The 18,435-nt window shown below is 45.1% G+C and carries 17 protein-coding genes; 9 read left to right on the forward strand and 8 right to left on the reverse strand.

Annotation, left to right across the window (positions count from 1 at the left end; translation table 11 throughout):
• Positions 1-76: 76 nt before the first annotated feature.
• Positions 77-1,621 carry a ParB-like protein gene (locus KI655_RS17130; RefSeq protein WP_285407384.1) on the forward strand — a complete coding sequence of 515 codons (1,545 nt, stop codon included), beginning with the start codon at positions 77-79 and terminating at the stop codon, positions 1,619-1,621.
• 160 nt (positions 1,622-1,781) lie between these two features.
• Here the strand turns inward: KI655_RS17130 and KI655_RS17135 are convergent, their stop codons facing one another.
• Positions 1,782-3,020: a ferric reductase-like transmembrane domain-containing protein gene (locus KI655_RS17135; protein WP_285407386.1), complete on the reverse strand. Its 1,239-nt coding sequence runs from the start codon at positions 3,018-3,020 to the stop codon at positions 1,782-1,784.
• A gap of 191 nt (positions 3,021-3,211) precedes the next feature.
• Here KI655_RS17135 and KI655_RS17140 point away from each other — a divergent pair, with 191 nt between their 5' ends.
• Both KI655_RS17140 and KI655_RS17145 read left to right on the forward strand, forming a co-directional pair.
• Positions 3,212-3,550, forward strand: coding sequence for a cytosolic protein (locus KI655_RS17140; RefSeq protein ID WP_285407387.1), 339 nt, complete (start codon positions 3,212-3,214; stop codon positions 3,548-3,550).
• Positions 3,551-3,845: 295 nt separating this feature from the next.
• Entirely contained in the window at positions 3,846-4,772 is a 927-nt protein-coding gene (locus KI655_RS17145) for a hypothetical protein (RefSeq protein ID WP_285407389.1), read from the forward strand.
• Positions 4,773-4,863: 91 nt separating this feature from the next.
• Here the strand turns inward: KI655_RS17145 and KI655_RS17150 are convergent, their stop codons facing one another.
• Positions 4,864-6,372: a DUF3360 domain-containing protein gene (locus KI655_RS17150; protein ID WP_285407391.1), complete on the reverse strand. Its 1,509-nt coding sequence runs from the start codon at positions 6,370-6,372 to the stop codon at positions 4,864-4,866.
• Positions 6,373-7,002: 630 nt separating this feature from the next.
• Between KI655_RS17150 and KI655_RS17155 the strand changes: the two genes are divergently transcribed.
• From KI655_RS17155 to KI655_RS17165, 3 genes are all read left to right on the forward strand, one after another.
• On the forward strand, positions 7,003-7,557 hold the full coding sequence (locus tag KI655_RS17155) for a hypothetical protein (RefSeq protein WP_152468861.1): 555 nt from the start codon (positions 7,003-7,005) through the stop codon (positions 7,555-7,557).
• 289 nt (positions 7,558-7,846) lie between these two features.
• A complete protein-coding gene (locus tag KI655_RS17160) occupies positions 7,847-8,719 on the forward strand; it encodes a patatin-like phospholipase family protein (protein ID WP_285407392.1) in 873 nt (290 codons plus the stop codon).
• A 35-nt stretch (positions 8,720-8,754) separates the two neighbouring features.
• Entirely contained in the window at positions 8,755-9,111 is a 357-nt protein-coding gene (locus KI655_RS17165; protein WP_285407394.1) for a hypothetical protein, read from the forward strand.
• 110 nt (positions 9,112-9,221) lie between these two features.
• Here KI655_RS17165 and KI655_RS17170 read toward each other — a convergent pair whose 3' ends face one another.
• Both KI655_RS17170 and KI655_RS17175 read right to left on the reverse strand, forming a co-directional pair.
• Positions 9,222-10,994 (reverse strand): ABC-F family ATP-binding cassette domain-containing protein, encoded by a 1,773-nt coding sequence (locus KI655_RS17170; RefSeq protein ID WP_285407396.1) that lies wholly within the window; start codon positions 10,992-10,994, stop codon positions 9,222-9,224.
• Positions 10,995-11,280: 286 nt separating this feature from the next.
• A complete protein-coding gene (locus tag KI655_RS17175) occupies positions 11,281-11,736 on the reverse strand; it encodes an Lrp/AsnC family transcriptional regulator (RefSeq protein ID WP_012604166.1) in 456 nt (151 codons plus the stop codon).
• Positions 11,737-11,878: 142 nt separating this feature from the next.
• Between KI655_RS17175 and KI655_RS17180 the strand changes: the two genes are divergently transcribed.
• Positions 11,879-13,690 (forward strand): PLP-dependent aspartate aminotransferase family protein, encoded by a 1,812-nt coding sequence (locus tag KI655_RS17180; protein WP_285407405.1) that lies wholly within the window; start codon positions 11,879-11,881, stop codon positions 13,688-13,690.
• Between the two features lie 80 nt (positions 13,691-13,770).
• Here the strand turns inward: KI655_RS17180 and KI655_RS17185 are convergent, their stop codons facing one another.
• Together KI655_RS17185 and KI655_RS17190 are read right to left on the reverse strand one after the other, a co-directional pair.
• Positions 13,771-13,968: a helix-turn-helix domain-containing protein gene (locus tag KI655_RS17185; RefSeq protein ID WP_285407406.1), complete on the reverse strand. Its 198-nt coding sequence runs from the start codon at positions 13,966-13,968 to the stop codon at positions 13,771-13,773.
• Positions 13,901-14,758, reverse strand: a complete 858-nt coding sequence (locus KI655_RS17190; protein WP_285407407.1) for an AraC family transcriptional regulator — start codon at positions 14,756-14,758, stop codon at positions 13,901-13,903. Before KI655_RS17190 ends, KI655_RS17185 begins: the two co-directional genes overlap by 68 nt.
• Before the next feature lie 114 nt (positions 14,759-14,872).
• Here KI655_RS17190 and KI655_RS17195 point away from each other — a divergent pair, with 114 nt between their 5' ends.
• Positions 14,873-15,490, forward strand: coding sequence for a LysE family translocator (locus KI655_RS17195; protein ID WP_285407408.1), 618 nt, complete (start codon positions 14,873-14,875; stop codon positions 15,488-15,490).
• 71 nt (positions 15,491-15,561) lie between these two features.
• Here the strand turns inward: KI655_RS17195 and KI655_RS17200 are convergent, their stop codons facing one another.
• Positions 15,562-16,236 (reverse strand): NERD domain-containing protein, encoded by a 675-nt coding sequence (locus KI655_RS17200; protein ID WP_373417309.1) that lies wholly within the window; start codon positions 16,234-16,236, stop codon positions 15,562-15,564.
• Positions 16,237-16,242: 6 nt separating this feature from the next.
• A complete protein-coding gene (locus KI655_RS17205; RefSeq protein WP_285407409.1) occupies positions 16,243-16,623 on the reverse strand; it encodes a hypothetical protein in 381 nt (126 codons plus the stop codon).
• 356 nt (positions 16,624-16,979) lie between these two features.
• Here KI655_RS17205 and KI655_RS17210 point away from each other — a divergent pair, with 356 nt between their 5' ends.
• Positions 16,980-18,416, forward strand: coding sequence for an amidohydrolase family protein (locus KI655_RS17210; protein ID WP_285407410.1), 1,437 nt, complete (start codon positions 16,980-16,982; stop codon positions 18,414-18,416).
• Positions 18,417-18,435: the final 19 nt, after the last annotated feature.

Raw genomic sequence — 18,435 nt, forward strand, 5'->3', positions numbered from 1 at the left:
ATTAAAGTGAAATATTAGTGTCACGGTAGCAGATTAATTTAGCGTATGAAATTTTGTTACGTATATAGAAGGACTTATGAAAAAAATTGGGATTGTTGCCACGATTGGCGCTCTGGCTATCTTCGCTTTACCAACGCACGCAAGTAATGTCTCTGAAGGCGATGTTATTAATCTTGGTCTCCATGAGTTAAAACCAACTCAACCATCTGTGGGTTATGATCAAATTATGTACAAGTTGGGTCGTTATCAATTTGACCAAGAAAAGATGTTTGATGAAATCTGTGAAGCCAATGGCCAAAAAGGCGTAGTGAGCATTAAAGACCAAGCACACCCGAATATTCCTTCGACTTTCACCTGTGAAATGGAAACAGGCGCACGCAAAAAAGACATGAAGACTGTGGTTGTCGCACCTAATGGTGAATACTACCTAACAGACGGTCACCATACGTTCAATGTGTTCTACCGCATGCCTCAAGGTGGCGCATCGTTCAATGTGAATGTGGTGCTTGATAAAGATTACCGCAACCTCAAAAATATGGACGCGTTCTGGAACCAAATGGCAAAAGACGGCAATACATGGCTGTTTGATAACAACGGTGAAGCGATTAGCTATCAACAACTTCCAACCTCTCTTGGGCTAACTAACTTCGCTAACGATCAATACCGCTCACTGATGTACTTTTCTCGTGATGTGGGCTGGAACAAGCCAAGTAAGCCTGTCCCGTTCTTAGAGTTCTACTGGTCTAAAGAAGTACGTAAAGCGATTGATGCAGCAGACTTTGATCTGAATTCTACTGAAGGTTACGCAAAGGCAGTCAATGCGGTCAGCAACCATATCCTATCTATGGATACGAACAACGTTGGTGGCTCAAATCTTTCGGTTAAACAGATGGGGCAGTTTAGCGCATACAACCAAAAAGGCTTCGATAAACTGTTCAAAGAGCGTGGCAAGGTTGACTACATGCTTCGTTACAAAACTACATCGACCGCCAACGGTTTAAGCTATGACTTAGCAGCGGCGTCAGCTCCTGCACTAAAACAATTAGACGCGTTTACTCTTGAAGCAAACTCAAGCTTTAATGATTACCCTGCAGCTTCTGCTGATGGCATCGTCAATGCGATTGTAGAGATCCCGACAGGTACTTCCGCTAAGTGGGAACTAAGCAAAGACAATGACAAGCAAGTTATCTGGGAACACAAAAAAGGCGCGCCACGCGTGGTTAACTACCTTGGTTACCCAGGTAACTACGGCTCTATCCCGCGTACTGCACTACCAAAAGAGTTTGGTGGTGATGGCGACCCATTAGATGTGATTGTTCTTGGTCAGTCTGTACCACGTGGTGAAGTTGTTCCTGTACGTCTGATCGGTGTGATGAAAATGCTAGATGATGGCGAGCAAGATGACAAACTCGTGGCCGTTCTCACTAACGATTCACCATTTAAAGATGTTACTTCTCTAAACGAGCTAAACAATACCTACCCAGGTGTTCAAGACATCGTTGGCCTTTGGTTTGAAAACTACAAAGGCCCAGACGGTGGCATGGAACTGCAAGGCTGGGGCGATGATGTGGAAGCCAACAAGATCCTTGAGGCAGCAAGAAAACACTACGCTGTGAATTAAACTGCGGTTGGATTATTGGATTATTGGATTATTGGAAAGTAATCACTCTATAGATAAAACTAAGGCCTCGCGTGTGCGAGGCCTTTAACGTCCAAAGAGGGGATAATATCTTCATGGCGACAGGTGGTGACGATATTTATCCATAGCTGTTGGTATAGCCTTATCTCATAGAGAAATTTTCGTTGTGCCATTGCGTTGGGCACATTCCGTCAGAGATCAGTTGCTCTTTTAAGTCCTTCATCATTTGCTCGGGCCCACATGCGAAAAACTGATGATTTTTCACCGGCGTCTCGACAAGCTCAGTGATCACTTGCGAATTCAAACGCCCATTAAAATCAGCCTGTGTATGTAGCGTTACGTTTTTGCTCGGTATTAACCCTGATAGTTTTTTAATGATTTGCGAATAAAACTTACCTTTGCCGACATAAAATAGATGAATAGGCTGGTGCGATGGCTTAACAGCTTGAAGCCAAGATAGGAAAGGAGTTATCCCGACGCCACCAGCAATCCAAATTTGCGGTTTAGTACTATCCTTTTCAGCGTGTAATCGACCGTATGCACCATCAATTTTAACCTTGTCTCCAGTTTTCACTCTTGAGTACAGTTCACTTGTGTGACGGCCTAGGCAGCGTATAACGAATTTCAGCTCTTTTTCATGTGGTGCGGAGGCGATGGTAAAAGGGTGAAAGTGTTCTACTTTATCGTATCCAAAATCGAGGTAGGCGAATTGCCCCGCATGATATTGAATGCCTTTACCATCGGTATTGAGTGTAATCTCAAGGGCACCGTCAAGCTTCTCTACATGAGTAACAGCATAGTCTTGATAGGTGGTTGGTTTGATGAAGGTCTTGTATATCCAGCTTAAACTACCCACAAGCGAAACGACGATCAAAGAGATACCAGTGACACTGTCGATGACGAAAGGAACATCCGAGAAAAACGTATGGTAAACCGCTATTAGAAATATTGGCCCCATGAGTTTGTGCGTGTAGTACCAAAGACGGTAAGGCAGTGCTTTAACCATACTTACACTACCAAGAAGCAGCAATCCATACATTGCCCATTGCCCCAGTTCTTCTCCAAATTCAGCGAATGAAGGATCGATACCATTCCCTGCAGGGCCGGGTACTAACAACCAATGAAACGAAGCACCAACAAGGCCGAAAATACCTAACCATTTATGCCAAATGTATGCACTGTCCATCCCTCCCACCAATGACTCTATCCATTTTGGTCTGCAGCTTAATAACATGGCTCCCGCCATAGCGATCATCGATACTGTGGCAAAAAACGCTGGGATCTTTCGTGCTAATTCAAGGTCAGCAGGTAAAAGGAACCAGACAATGACACTGCTTAAAGTGATTGATACTAGGGTCTTTAATCGGGGGGAGAGCTTCATTTTATTCGCCGCTTATCAATGGATTCTTTAATCAGAATGCAATATCAATTGTGAATGCGAGCTGAATAATTCGGTTATGTTTTAAGGAGAAACTACAGCGGGGTCAGACCTTGCTTTTAACCACTCAATTTCTGCCACGCTCACAGCTTGATAATGATAGAATCCCCGCATTAGAAATATTGAGAACCACTATGTTTATCCATCATGTAAACGGCATCGACTGGCTGGTAATTACCGCCTTTGAAGAACTTAAGCCGATGTTTATCGAAGATGCTGGTCCAATCCCATCTTACTTTTCTAGCAACAGTGAATTGAGCCTGATTGACCAAGCCAAGCGCTGCTATGGTTTTTTGCCGACGCTTCGCGGCGTGATCACTGATACCGGCACATATCAAAGTAAAGATCTTGAAGAAGACTTGAACCCGCAGCTAGCGTGTATTGTTGAAGGGCGTGGCCGCGTGTTCATCTACCACGGCGACTACGTGGCTTTTGTTGATGACGAGCAAACCTTCATTACTCGAATGGACTAAAGACAGTGAAGTAGGGCAGTTGTAACCCTTGATTGAAAACCAAAGCCTCGCGTTTGCGGGGCTTTTTTGTGGGTAGGAGGTTTTGCTCGGTACATTCGTCATCAGTTTGCGAGTCGTGACGGAATCTTTCACTCATTAATCGCCTAAAACCGGTGTCTCATAGTTATATAAAGGAATTAGCAATCACTTCTACATGGGGAGTCAGCAGCATTCTATTGGCAAGAATTGAGCGAACCTAACGGGTGTTTGTTATTGAAAATAATAACGTTAACTGTGTAATTTAGGACGTCCCTCTATGGCTAAGAAAATCATATTCATTCACGGTCGCGATCAAAAGCCCGATAAAGCACCACTTCAAGCGCTCTGGTACGATGCGATAGAGCATGGCTTGCATCGAGACTGTGGAAACTCAAACGCATTACAAGTTTTTAGAAATGTCGATAAGCGGTTTGTCTACTACGGCGAGCTTTCAAACACATTGCTAAAAAAGCCAACCGAAGACCCTGCAAGTCGGCAGCGGGCATTGGCGAAGCTAAAAGAATACCAAACTCATCAGTTCGACGAAGCAACGTATGATGATGTATCTAAAATGGGCTTTCTTAAAGAGGCCTTGGCAGATACTTTCTCCGCGATATTGGGGCGACTAGGTGCAGCAGAAACGCTAATTACAATGGTCGCGCCAGATATGGCTCACTATTGGAATGAAGATACCTATTTTGGTAGCGATGTTCGGCATAGATTAATGATTGAGCTGAAGGAAGCGCTTGATAATCAAGATGACATAATGATCGTATCGCACAGCCTTGGTTCGATGATCAGTTATGACGTGCTATGGAAGTTATCTCATTACGGAGAGTACAGACACGATTATGGCGCCGACAAGAAGGTCGACTTATTGGTTACGCTCGGTTCACCACTGGGTGATGAAAACGTAAAAGATAGGCTGAAAGGCAGCCGCCTAAAAGGTGATAAGAAGTACCCCTTGAACATTCAACAGTGGATAAATATCTCGGCAGAAGACGATTTCATCTCTCACGACAGTGAAATCAAAAACGACTTTAAAGAGATGCTTGAACTGGGCTTAGTACCCGGCGGAATGAAAGACATCTACCCAATTTATAACCTCAATATCCGCAACGGGAAAAGTAACCCTCACGCGTCAATAGGTTATCTTATCCACCCTAAGTTCATCGCAGTGCTAGATGAATGGCTTTCAAGTTAAGTCAGCTCTCACTAATTTCTGGTTGAACAACCGATACAATAAGGCCTCGCGTGTGCGAGGCCTTATTCTTTCAAACTAATGCTAGTTTATCTTAGCGAAAGCTCGGGATAATTGCTGGAATACCCGGTAGAAGACCAACCAATGCCATTACGCTTGTTAGTACAACAAACATAATGCCCGGTAGTACCCAACGGCTCATCTTACTCAGTTCACCACTACGTTCTTTACAGCCGACTAAGCCTAGGTTGTCCAGCAGCATGGTGAGTGACCAACCAAATGCAGGGTTTACAAGCGCTGATGAGAACACAACAATCGCTGCTGATTGAGTGGTTTTGCCTTCACGCGTCATCTCCATTCCTGCTTCTAGCAGTGGAACGAATACACCCACAATCAGAGCTACACAAAGTACAGGTTGCCAGATAGCTAAATCCATCGGGTAGCCCCAAATCGCAGCAATGATACAGAACAGAGCCGTCAGCAAAGCACCCGCTGGAATAGGGCGTTTAGCAATCGCTGCAGGTACGATGTAAGTACCCCATGAGGACGTAAAGTTGGTGCCGCCAAGTAGTGAGCCGAACGTTTGACGAATAGACGCTGTGGTCATGGTGTCATCAATGTTCATGTGTACTTTTTCAGTGCGCTCTGGGTAGCTGATCTTTTGGAATACTTGATGGCCTAGGAAATCTGGTGACCACATCGCTACCGCAAGAATCGCGAACGGTAGTACGACCATGAAGTGTTCAATCGTTGGCAGGCCAAGCATCCAACCTGTATCTTCTCCCCACCAATACATAGGGTTCATGTTAGGTAAGCCTGGCTCTGTGTGGAAAGCGAATGGCGCACCCATAGCAAATGCAATCGTACCACCCAACAAACAGCTAAGAGGCACAGCTAACCAACGCTTACGGAAGTGCTCCAATAGCGCATACAGAATAATGGTGCAGAAGATCACCACGAAAGCGATGTGGCTCATGCCGATTCCTTCAGCCCAAGCGAACAGTTTTTTCACCTGAGAAGCGGTTCCCACAAAGCCAAGGTAGAGCAGCAATCCGCCACACACACCTTTACTGGTGAGGTTAGCCAACATACTGCCGCCTTTGCTGATGGCTAACAGCAGGCCAAACGCGCCAATCAACAAGCCAAAGGCCATTGGGTGACCGCCAGCAGCAACCACGATAGGGATCAAAGGAATTAGTGGGCCGTGGGTACCTGCGAGGTTAGCCGTTGGTAGTAGAAAGCCAGAGAAAAGAATGATGAAGACAGAGGCGATAAGGAGTTCGTATCGAACGTTTTCTAGGATGAAGTCTTCATTTAATCCGAGAGCACCAGCGAAGGTGGCTGCAATCGCGCCCACCATCACCACTTTACCAATGGTCGCGGCCATGGCTGGGATGGTGTCTTCTATCTCAAATCTATAATCTTTAAACGGTAAATTTGGACGCCAGCGCTTAGGCGACATGATTTGTAGTTCGTGCTCTAGATACTGCTCTCGGGATTCAAACTCTGAGCTTGGTTTGTGTTGTTGTTCATAAGAGAGTTCGTCCTCATGGGGTTGAGGCTCCTCTCTTGGTATATTTACGGACTCTAAAGTACTGCTCATTTTGATTCCTTTCTTTCACACTCTAAGGTGTGTTGTTCCAACAAACGTAATTTACTCTCGACACCAAGATTGAGCGGAGTAGTTAGCGATATCTTTTTCTTCTACACAGAACGTCATGACTCACTTAGTGATAAAAACAATACGTCAACTTATATTTAAAAGGTCATTAACATTCAGTTGCTAGTACCTTATATCAAACCAAAAAAAACAAATAGACTCAGGTAGTTAGACATTAGTCGTAGGGTGAGGGTGCTAGAATGAAAGCCTGTAAATTGGATGAGGCAGCTTGTTTGTAGACGATGAACTTGATGGGTAATAAACGAATATCTAATGAGAAATGCTTGGCGTTAAAGCATCCAATAAAGTCTATCGAATATTGCTTTCTAGCATCTTTGGGTGTGGTTTGATGGAGAAGCTGTCTGAAAAGTAAGCGATACGTTTGAGACCAAGGTATACGCTATAAGGCAACTTTTGGTATTTCAAAGGGAAGACCGGCACTTGTTGTTTTAAGTCCTTTCAAGCTGAACTTTAAACCCGTCTGATAGCAATGTTTTGAACGAAATTTATTGATAATAATTCTCATTACGTTATTTTTTGGTCTCAAACACACTCATTGCTGCGGAGACCAACATGGAACACTCGGATATTACTCAACTGCTTATTCCAAAGAGTGATTGGGCATCGCCTGATCTCTTTCTCTATGAAGGGGAAGACAAACTTCACCTCAGCTTAGAAGGCGCAATTCAGTACAGCGGATTGAACAGCATTGGTGGCGTGGTTCTGGGCTTTAGGATGATCCAACACGCGGTGCAACTCGCGGCGGGTGACCAGTCTTTGCAACGTGATGGCATCAGCATTTACACCGCGTTCCCTGGCCGTGGTGCACAAGATGCCTTTGAGTACACATGCCGTGCGCTGCGTGATAGACGCTATTGTTGTGATACCACACTGCACCACCCAGCAGCGCAAACCGGGCAACGTGGCCAGTTCTTGTTTACGATCCGCTTGAACGAGCAATCTATGGTGATGACGCCAGCCAACGGGCTACCAAGCAAAAGCTACTTTGAAGCCGACCGACATTCACAAGATGGCCGAGAAGCGGCGTTGAGGTGGCGCGATGAGAAGATCAACTTCGCTAATACACTGTTGAGCTTGTCGCCAGAAGAGTGCTTGCGCGTGTTGTAGCTCTCCGTTTCCATAAACAGAATGAGCTTACTAACAGATTGAACACAGAAATAGAATGAACAACATGAGGTCGCTCGCTTTTAAGTGGGCGACTTTTTTGTATCAGCGCTCGCGGAAACCAGATTCCTAGTCGCGCTTAGGCTTGCTGGAATGACTCGTTTCCCCGTCAACATATTAAAATGTACAGAGGTGGAGCAGTTTTCAAAGCATTACACTGCGTGCGGTTATTCGAAGTGATATAATTTGTGCCTAACACTTTGAAGAGCTGATGATTTAAAGGATTAGTACGATGGCAAAAACAATCTCATTGGTACTTGGTAGTGGTGGCGCCAGAGGCTTGGTTCATGTTGGCGTTATCCGCTGGTTAATTGAACATGGCTATCAGATAAAATCGATCTCTGGTTGTTCAATTGGTGCCCTTATCGGTGGTGTTTACGCGGCAGGTAAGTTGGACGAATTTGAAGAGTGGATCACCAGTATCGACCAGTCTGATATGACTATGCTGTTGGACTTTTCATGGCAATCAAGCGGGATGTTCAAAGGGGATAAGATCATAGACTCGCTACGTCAGCTAATCGGCGAGACCTCTATTGAAGAGTTGCCTATCTCATATATCGCAGTTGCCGCGAATGTCGCTGAAGAAAAAGAGGTTTGGCTGAAGTCTGGCTCCTTGTTTGATGCCATTCGCGCTTCTATCTCTCTGCCACTGTTCTTCACTCCTCATGTCATCAATGGCGAAGAACTTATTGATGGGGGAGTGCTTAATCCTGTACCTATTGCGCCTACCTTCGGCGATAGCACTGACGTGACGCTGGCTGTGAACTTAGGTGGTGAACCTGAGACACTTAAGCAGGAAGTGACACCTCTTTCTCTACCGACAAAAGAGAGTAATCTGCACGATAAGGTTGCGCACTTTATCGATAACCTAGGTAATAACGTCAAAAGTAAAATGAGCTTCAACTTTGCAGCTTACGATATTGCCAACCAAGCGTTTGATGCGATGCAGTCGACGATTGCCCGCCAGAAACTGGCAGCTTATCCTGCCGATATCACCCTTGAGGTCCCACGTAATGCCTGTGGCACACTAGAGTTTGAACGCTCAAAGGAGATGATAGACAGAGGCTACCATTTGGCACAGGCTAAACTGGGCAACCGACTTTAATGTGATAGGCCGCAGGCTTGACGAAGAGAGTATTTATGGAAACGGAACTCAAACAACTTGAACTCAACGATCTGATGGCAACAAAAGATGTCATCGTGCTCACCAGCGTAGAAGAGCAGGCGATATCTTGGCTCACAAGTTACTATCAAAAAAATGCTGATATTCAGGTTATCGAGAACGCACACCAACTAGAGACAGACTCGATTTTGGCGCAATGCCGAAGCGGCCTTAACGAAAGTAAAAAGGTGATACTCACCGCCCAGTTTCGTAGCCAACTTCCTATCATCAATATCGCTTCACTGTGTAATGAGCAGCGCAAATCACTCATCAATATTGAGCTATCGGACTGGGATGAAGTACAGCGCCTGCCACAGTCGTTTAGTAGTTTTTAGCTTGTAGTCATTTTAGATAAAATTAAGGCCTCGCAATCACGAGGCCTTGGTTTTTAGTGGAATGTGTTACGAACGCTCAGTGGTAGCTTTACACTGCTCACTCCAAGTTATTACAGGTTAAGTTGGTGAGTAATCTGTTCTAACTCTTGTTGCCATTGTCGCTGCATCTTTGGTTTCTGATGCTTTGGCTTACGTTGTTTATCATCCTCAATTAAGGTTTCTAGTTGATACAGCCTTTCCAATATCGCTTCTTCAGAATCAAGACTATCGCTTGTTTGGCTAGGTGTTGGGGACGAACCACTGTCAGTTGATTCACTTTCCAACAACTCAATATCTGAGAACTCACGGTCATGAGCTTTCGCTTCTGAATCAATTTCACCACACAGCTTTTCAAGGTCATGCCATTCTGTTAGCTCGCCGTCTTTAATCAACCAATAGCGGTTACAGCTTTTTTCAATCAGCTCTCGGTCGTGCGTTACGAGTAACACTCCACCTTCGAACTGATTAAGCGTGTCGCTGAGTTGATCTTTGCCATCGATATCAAGGTGGTTTGTAGGCTCATCAAGCATAAGTAGGTGATACTCTGCCAGTGATAGCCCGAGCATCAATAACCGAGAACGTTCGCCACCACTCAATTCGCTTACTTTTTGAGAGTGTCTGTTGTACTCGAAACCAGCACTGATTAACGCGATTTTACGCCTCTCCTCGCAAAGGTCAGTTAGTCCTTCAAGGGAGTCAATTAATGCGTCGTTGTCATTCAGTTGCTTTAGGCTTTGGTCGTAAAAACCGAGTCGGCAACGTGGATGGAACTGAATGCCCTCCATGTTATTTTTACTCTGCGTATAGTTCTGCCAGAGCATTTTCAACATTGATGACTTGCCGCTACCATTACTACCGATAATCGCAACTCGATCGCCACTTTTGATCTGTTGCTCAATCACCTGAAGTAATACAGGTGCATCAAACGCGGGCTTCACATCGAGTTTGTCGATAGCGAGCAGTCGGTTTGCCTTAAGAGATTCACCTTTTAAGGAGAGCTGCCAAGGCGTTCCAGAGGTCAGCTCGGTTTGCGTCTCTTTTAATCGCTCAACTCTTTTCTCCATGGTTTTGGCTTTTCTTGCCAGATCTTCGTTGTCATAAACTCGTCCCCAGTTCCCTAATCGTTTAGCGCTTTTCTCAACTCGATCAATCTCTTTCTGCTCTGCCATGTTTCTCTGTTTTGCAGCTTCATCAACTCGTGCGAGTTCATCCAGTGCTTTTGAGAAGGGCAGTTGGAAGTAATTAAGGCGTTTGTCTCTTAAAATCCAAGTGCAGTTGGTGACCTTGTCCAATAGTTTTCGGTCATGTGACACGAGAACAAAGCTACCTCTCCAGCTGATTAGAAAGCGTTCTAACCATAGTAAGGTAGGGAGGTCGAGGTGGTTACTCGGCTCATCGAGTAAAAGCAGATCTGGCTCGGAGATCAGCGCCCTTGCGAGTAATAGGCGTGTATGTTGACCACCACTTAGAGAACCCGCTGTTAGGCCCCAATCACTGGATGAAAAGCCCATATCAGAAAGGATCAGCTCTGCGCGCCATTGGTCTTGTAACTGTTCATCTTTGGGAAGCTTTGCAACCACGGCCTCAAGCATAGAAAGCTGCTCTAGGTTCGTTGGCAAATGCTGTTCAACTTGTTCGATTAAACAGTGACTCGATATGGTAATAGCACCAGAGTGAGGTTCTTTGTTACCGCAGAGTAGTTGCAGTAGGGTACTTTTTCCGCTGCCGTTGTAGCCGACAAGGCCGATGCGGTCACCTTGTTTAAGGGTGAAAGAGATAGCTTCAAACAGAGATGTTGAAGGTGTGTTGAATGTAACTGATTGGGTAGATAATAATGTGCTCATTGGCTTACTCAAGTTTTTCAGGCGTAATAACGCCTATCGTCAGTTGTTCGCTGACAATAACCTCGTAAGCTAGAGGGAAGAGACTCTAGTTAGTCTGTCTTTTTTGCTACTTCGCTCAAGCTAGGTTATCGCAGCACGTTGCTGGTAAAACTTGAGCGAACTTCGTAAGCAAAAATGTATGCAAAAAATAATGCACACTGGTTCATGGTTACCTCCTTTTATTTCGTCTAGTGGATGGATATGGTCATTCTATCAGCAGTTCTTTTAAAGTCTATGATGGTTATTCTCACCTCACAGGCAATTTGGTCTTTGTTTTTACCTGCCCAAAGGCGAAACTGGATTCAATAGAAGCGATATTGGGTAGGCGGGTTAATTGCTTACGGATAAATTGCTCGTAGCTTTTGAGCGATTCGCTCACCACATGCAGCAGGTAGTCGTGATTCCCCGTCATCAGAAAACACTCTAGTACTTCATCAATGACTTCAATGTGCTGCTCAAAATCGCGCATGTTCTCTTCTGTCGGCTTTTCAAGCTTCACCAACACAAACACATTCACGGGTAGGCCGCACGCTTCTTGATCGACACTGGCGTGATAGCCACGAATGATCCCTTGTTTCTCTAATGCTCGAACTCGGCGTAAACAAGGGGAGGGGGAAAGCGCCACGCGGTCGGCTAACTCTTGGTTGGTGAGTCGTGCGTTGCTTTGCAGTTCAGCCAGTATCTTCTTGTCGATCTCATCCATTGGCATATTCCATTAATAAGGAACTAAATTCGGCAATATTATTGCTCAAAGTGTATGTCTTACTTCGCAAATAGCAATCTTTAACATCTGTGCAACACTAAAATTAAAGGAGGAACAACAAGCATGGAATGACTTAGGAATTATGAATACTTCAACTCAATTGAGCCCACTGCGTAAAACAACCAAACACGAACAAGCAGAAGCCCTTGCTATTGAGCAAGCAAAACACTTCGGTATCGACCCAAATAGCGATTACGGCACCACGCTGGTGGAACTGGCGACGACGCTGTACAAAGCGAATAATAAGACACACGACCTTTGGGCAATAACGGTTGATGGCCTTTCTGAGCTGGATAAAAGTGACCGAATCGCTTGGTTTAACGCCAAACGTTTCTTGTCATTTCAGATCGCTAAGATCCTCGATAACCTGCAAAACCCAATGCGCGCGACTTACCAATCCATTGCGACTAACAATGGTAACTTTGCCTCAAAAGGCGCGTATCCAATTTTCGATAATGTAGCGGCTATCTTTTCCGCAAGCCCAGTGATCACGCGCACGGCGACCTATTTGTTTGCCTGTACAGAATGGATTGAAGATGCGTTCAACGGCAAAGAGCCACTGCACGATATCTACTCTCGACTACTTAATCCGACTTCAATCTCGCTCGCGAACCATATGGTTGACCTAGAGGCAGGCTCAAGAGCCAATGAGTATCTCGCATGGAACTTCAACTCAGGTATGGCAGCTATAGATGGCTTGTTGAGTCACTTACTAGGGCATGAAGATATTGTATTGGCCTCACGTAACATCTACGGCGGTTCTTATCAGCTGTTGGAAGATTGGTTTGGCAAGCCTTCGAACTTGAATGTCGCAGTAGAGTGGGTAGATGGGTACTCAGGTGATGAGTTTGCGACTCGCTTAGATGAGGTTGCTGATAAGTACGCAGATCGCCTTGCTGCAGGTAAGAAGATCTACGTCTACCTTGAGTCTCCGTGTAACCCACATGGCTACGTGTTAGATGTCGCCAACATCAGTAAGGCGGCTCACTCTCGTGGTTGGGATGTGATTGTTGATTCAACAGTAGGCACGCCACTGCTTCATCCAGTTCTCAAGCGTGATGATGTGATGGAAAGACCGGATTATGTGATTCATTCCTACACCAAAGAGTTAGCAGGTTCGGGTACCACTACTGCTGGTGTTGTGATTGGCCGCAACGAGACCATGTTTGTTCCAAAAGGGGAAGAGGTCACTTTCACTAAGCCTAATGGCGATAATGCGACGATTCCATGGAACGAAACTTTGTTTTGGAATGTGTATTACATTAAAGGCGCCTTCTTGGATGCAGACAAAGCGTTTGAAGTGCTGAACGGCATGAAAACCTATGAGATGCGTGTGGTGCAGAAAACCATTAATACGCTAACGCTGGCGAAGATCTTTGATGCCCATCCTGACATCAATGTCTCTTGTCCCGCTTTGCCTGACAGCGACAACTACGAACACTGTCAGAACAACATGTATTTGGGTTTACCTGCAGCGTTGTTCACAATCGATATGGAAGGTAATGGTGACCGAGCGCCAATCAATCGTGATGGATTTAAGCAGTTCTTCGATATGCTTGAACCCGCTATTGGTATGCAAGTGAGCCTTGGGCAAACCAACACGGTTGCGCTGTGTCCGGCACTGACCACTCACTCAGAGCTGAGCGACGAGGCACTTGCTGAGGCGGGTATCAAGCCAACGACTATGCGTATCTCGATTGGTTTAGAAGATCCTCGTATGTTCATTGCACATATTATTGAAGCCGCTAAATTGTCGATTGACCGCAAACATGTTGATTTCTCATCGAGCTTCCCACGTAATGAGCGTATCGATGAGATCTATATGCAAACCTATATGGATGTGCACCAGAGGTTCGTGAAGAGTCTGCCGAAGTTCGGACAGCTGAGTCAGTAAATTTGGCTGGTAGTCTAAGCGAGTAGACTATTACATAACACAAGCAGCACCCTGTAAGCTCAAGAGCCTGCAGGGTGTTCTTATTGGTTTGGATTAAATGAATTGCGACGACACTGATTTGGCGTCATCCCAAATCTCTTTCGGAAGATTTTGCACAGGTAACTGGTGTCTTTTACTCCAACTTCATCTGCCAGTTGTATCAAGCTATGGCTAGAATGGGAGAGTCGCCAATGTAGGTGTTGTAGGCGTAACTCTTGCCAGTATTGGTGAGCAGACATATCGAATTGTTGTTGGAATAGTCGGTCTAGCTGGCGACGGGCTAACGCCAATCAAGGTTCCAATGTCGTCTACTTTAGTACTCAGCGATAAATGTTCTTGCATCAATGAAACTGCGCGGTCGATGTGACGGTTCTGACTGCTCCCATGCTGAGATGATTTCAAGCGGTGATGATTGCCACGGCCTTCGTCGACCAGCATATCTGCTAACCCTTTTTCAGCTCTAACCTGGCCTACATGATCTTGCAAGATAGCGATAAGAAGGTCGATGGTCGCGCTGCCACCGGTACAGCTAATGAGTTTTTTGTCGAAGTGATACAACTGTTCATCACGTACTACAACCTTGGGATAGTTCGCTTTAAACTCATGATGATGTCGCCAGTGAACCACGACCTGATGATTGTTTAGCAACCCTAACTCTGCCAGCGTAAAACAGGCGTTATCGATGCTCACTATCTTGATGCCAGCCGATACAACCTTTCTAAAGAATGCACGATATAAGGGAGCTTGTTGCTGTGAATCCTGAGCTGTTCGGCTACCAAAAAGGACAACGTAATCAACGTCCTTCAGTTCGATGGTATCCGAAGTATGCTCAACCATGATCGGGATGTTGCTGCTCGACGTCACGACTCTTTGAGTGTGAGATATGATTTGCCACGAACAGTAACGCTGCTGACTAAGATCCGCGTCATCGGCGGAGAAGCGTAGTTTGTCTAGAAACGCTCCAAAGGGGAACATATTGAAGTTGTCCAACGGGATTAATAGAAACCTGACGTTCTTTGAGTAATCCATACCAGCAGCCTTAAGTGTCTATAAAGTGCTATTTTACGTCTATATATTACCGTTATCAATTTACTCTTCGACGCATACTAGCGACAGATTCAGTTATCTTGTTGAAGGTTAGTTATGACGTTTGAAGTGTGGTGCTTGTTTATTTTGTCTGCTTTTGGGTTAGCGTGTATTCCCGGCCCTAACTCTTTATTGGCTCTCAGCCATGGTGCTCAATTTGGTTACAAAAAGACATTGTGGACGATTTATGGTGGCGTTTGCGGTTTCTTCCTACTAATCACAATCGCCATGCTTGGGTTAGGCACCTTGCTAGAGGCCGAACCAGAGCTGATGATTGTTCTTCAATGGCTAGGGGCTCTATACCTCGGCTTCTTAGGTCTGAAGCTATTCTATGCGCCGAGCGTTAATGTTGAAGGCGAAGCTGAAGCGGTCACACTATTGCCACGACAGCTCTTTAAGCAAGGATACTTTGCTGCGTTATCCAACCCAAAAGTACTGCTGTTTTTTACCGCGTTCTTAGCTCAGTTCATCGACCCAAACAAAGCCTTTTTCCCTCAGTTCGTAGTGATTGCAGTGACTTTTCTTTGCATTGAGTTTGCGGTTGAATTTGGCGTAGCGAGAGTCGCCGATAAGGTCAAAGCATTGCTGCTCAAGAATGGCCATATATTCAACCGATGCTGCGGCGCACTTTTCTTAGCAATGGGTGTGATGGCGATAGTGAAGAGCTTGTCTTGATAAGGTGTACTTTCTCAACTAAAGGTAATTCCTAAATACGCATTGAGCGATCAGAAGCGTCGCCCAATGCGTTAGTTCCTTGTGAATCTACATTCTGGAAAGCTAGAACAACCCCAAAACGTTTTACCTATGTTTGACCCTGTACGTGCCACTCTTTTAACGAGCAAAGATCCACAGTTCGGACAGTTTGATTTAGAGTTATGTCGTTTGCGGAGGCTTTTTACATGTTCACGTCGAGTGGTCGTGGATGTACTAACATGGTGTTGTATTCTTCTCAAAAGATCATCAATCTGACGGTCAGTGAAAACGACTTCATTGAAGCGTTTAATGTAACGTGCCAACCCACTAGTGAGGATATTATTAGGTAGCTCGGTCTTTAACTTGCAGTCTCCTGAGAAAAATACAACAGTGTGAATAAGGTCTTCGTCGATATCAAAGTAAGATGCTATCGCCTTCTTTTGTCGATATGTTTGCCTGAGTGGGTTCTGAAAGCGATATTTCTTACCAAATAGGGATTGAGTCCACTCTTTAGAATATAGGTCTCCAAATATCCAGCCTTTGTGGTTCTTTGTCTCGACAATAAAAATACCAAACGGTGATATAAGTAGGTGATCAATCTGTGCAGTACCACCAAATGTCGGTATATATAAGTCGTGGAAGCGTTGATAAGTTGAAGAGCTTAGCGTAACCCACATAGTAGCGGTTACTTTCTTTTCTCCAAACCAACCTCGAATATTATTTAACACAATATATTACTCTGTATAAATGGCTATACCGCTAACGGTCTGTTCTGAAATGGGGATTAGGTATTGGTGATCTGTACCAACGCCTCCGAGCATTACAGAGTTGTTACTTCCTTGACCTTGCAGCAATACGCCATTAGCACCATGCTTTGCGGCCTGTTTTTTCAGTTCTTCAATTGCGTAGTTTACGGAGTCTTGCTTAGTTAAGCCTGCATCGCTAGAAGCGTTCACTAAAGCAACTTTCTCAAACTTTAGTGGAGCTTTGAGGTAAAGAGTCACGTGTTGAGGGCTAATCGGTTCCCTAGCTTCACCAACTAAGATTGAAGAGCCGGATGCGCAGCCGAATAAGAAGAATGTTATTGAAACAGCGAATGCTTTTAAAAAGTTCATTGGAGCAGTTTTTACTTAGAATCAGGTAGCTAAATCGTAACGCAATTAACCCTAAGTTTTTTAAGTGTATTGTAAAAACTTACGTCAATAGCCAGCCATAGTTTGGCGCTTCAAACCATAATATCTCTTATGTCAATTGATGACTTTTCTGTCAAATACCTTTCCAACCCACTGTATTAGATATGAATACTCTCAAACAGTGTATTGATTTAGCTTTCGTATTCCTGCCGCTAGTATGTTTTAGGCAGGGGACAAGAGTCTTAGTTGCGTGTCATCAAATGGCCATTATCGCGGTTAGCTGGTGGGTAATATGGCGTCAGATTTCAGAGCACCACTACTAACTAAGAGAGTATTTTATGTTCAAGAAAACACTGATTGCCGCTTCTTTAGCTATGACAGCTGCTTACTCAATTGCCGCGCCAGCTCCGGCTGTAGAAACCGAACCGACTGCCATTGAGGCACCTCAAACGGTTGTCTTTAAGAATGTGAATGTTTTCAACGGAACGGAAAATAAACTGTATAACAACCACTCGGTGATAGTGAACGGTAACAAGATCACGGCTATTACCAAAGGCGATGCAGACATTCCAACTGACGCCAAAGTGATTGATGGGGAAGGTCGAACATTAATGCCAGCATTGATCGACGCTCACATGCACTTGACCATTCCAAAAGGTCTGCTTGGCACTGATGATATGCGTTGGACCGAGATTGCGATTCATGGTCAAGAATTTGCAGAAATGTATTTGGATATGGGCTTCGGTACGGTCCGTGATGTTGGTGGTGCAGATGGCTCATGGACAGACATGGAGCGCGACGGCCGTTTGAAGGAAGTACCACGAATCTACGCATCGGGCGCACCTATCGCACCTATTGGCTCGCACGCTGATGTTGGTTTGCAATCTCGTCGTCTAACGGATTCACCGCAAAACTTGGAGATTCTCAACATCATGACCAATGCCAATGGCGTGGATGAAATCAAGAAACAAGCGCGTTACCAATATCGCCAAGGCGGTCAATTTACTAAGGTATTCCAATCAGGTGGGGTGTCGTCGAAGTTTGACCCGTGGCAGTACAACTCGTACTTAGATGATGAGATGAAAGCTGCAGTCGCGATTGCTGAATCTTACGGCTCTTATGTTGCTACACACGTATATTCTGAGCAAGCTATGCATCAAGCGTTAGATCTGGGTGTGAAAACACTTGAACACGGTTTTATGTTTAAAGCGGACATGGCAGAGAAGTTCAACAAAGAAGGGGCATTCATTGCAACTAACCTAACCGCGTTCTCGCCAGATCTTGCGACTATTCCAGTGGTACAAGATCCTTTGATTCAGAAGAAGCTTGCATCGGCACAAGCGGCGTTTGGTAGCTACCAGAAAGAGATGAAAGCGGCAGAAGATGCTGGGTTTGACCGTCGTGCCTTTAACGTAGACTGTGTAGGTGTTGCGGATACGTGTGCTAAGCAGATTGCTCACGAGATTTGGTTGAATGCGGATATGTTCGGTAACTTCTCAGCGCTACGTGCTATGACATCAACATCTGGCCGTATCTCTGCTGAACTAATGCAGCCATGGATTGACCCGTATTCAGATGCAAAACTGGGTGTGATTGAGGTAGGTGCATACGCAGATATTCTGCTTATCGATGGTAACCCATTAGAAGACATTACGCTGGTGGGCGGTCGTGATACATGGTTTGGTGAAACGAACGATGCTAAAAAGGATGGTTCTCACTTGACGGAAATGGACCTCATCATGAAAGACGGTAAGATCTTCAAAAACACGCTTTAAGATTGTATTGAATAGGAGA

This window comes from Vibrio sp. D404a (assembly GCF_030248535.1).
In the GTDB taxonomy this organism is placed as follows: domain Bacteria; phylum Pseudomonadota; class Gammaproteobacteria; order Enterobacterales; family Vibrionaceae; genus Vibrio.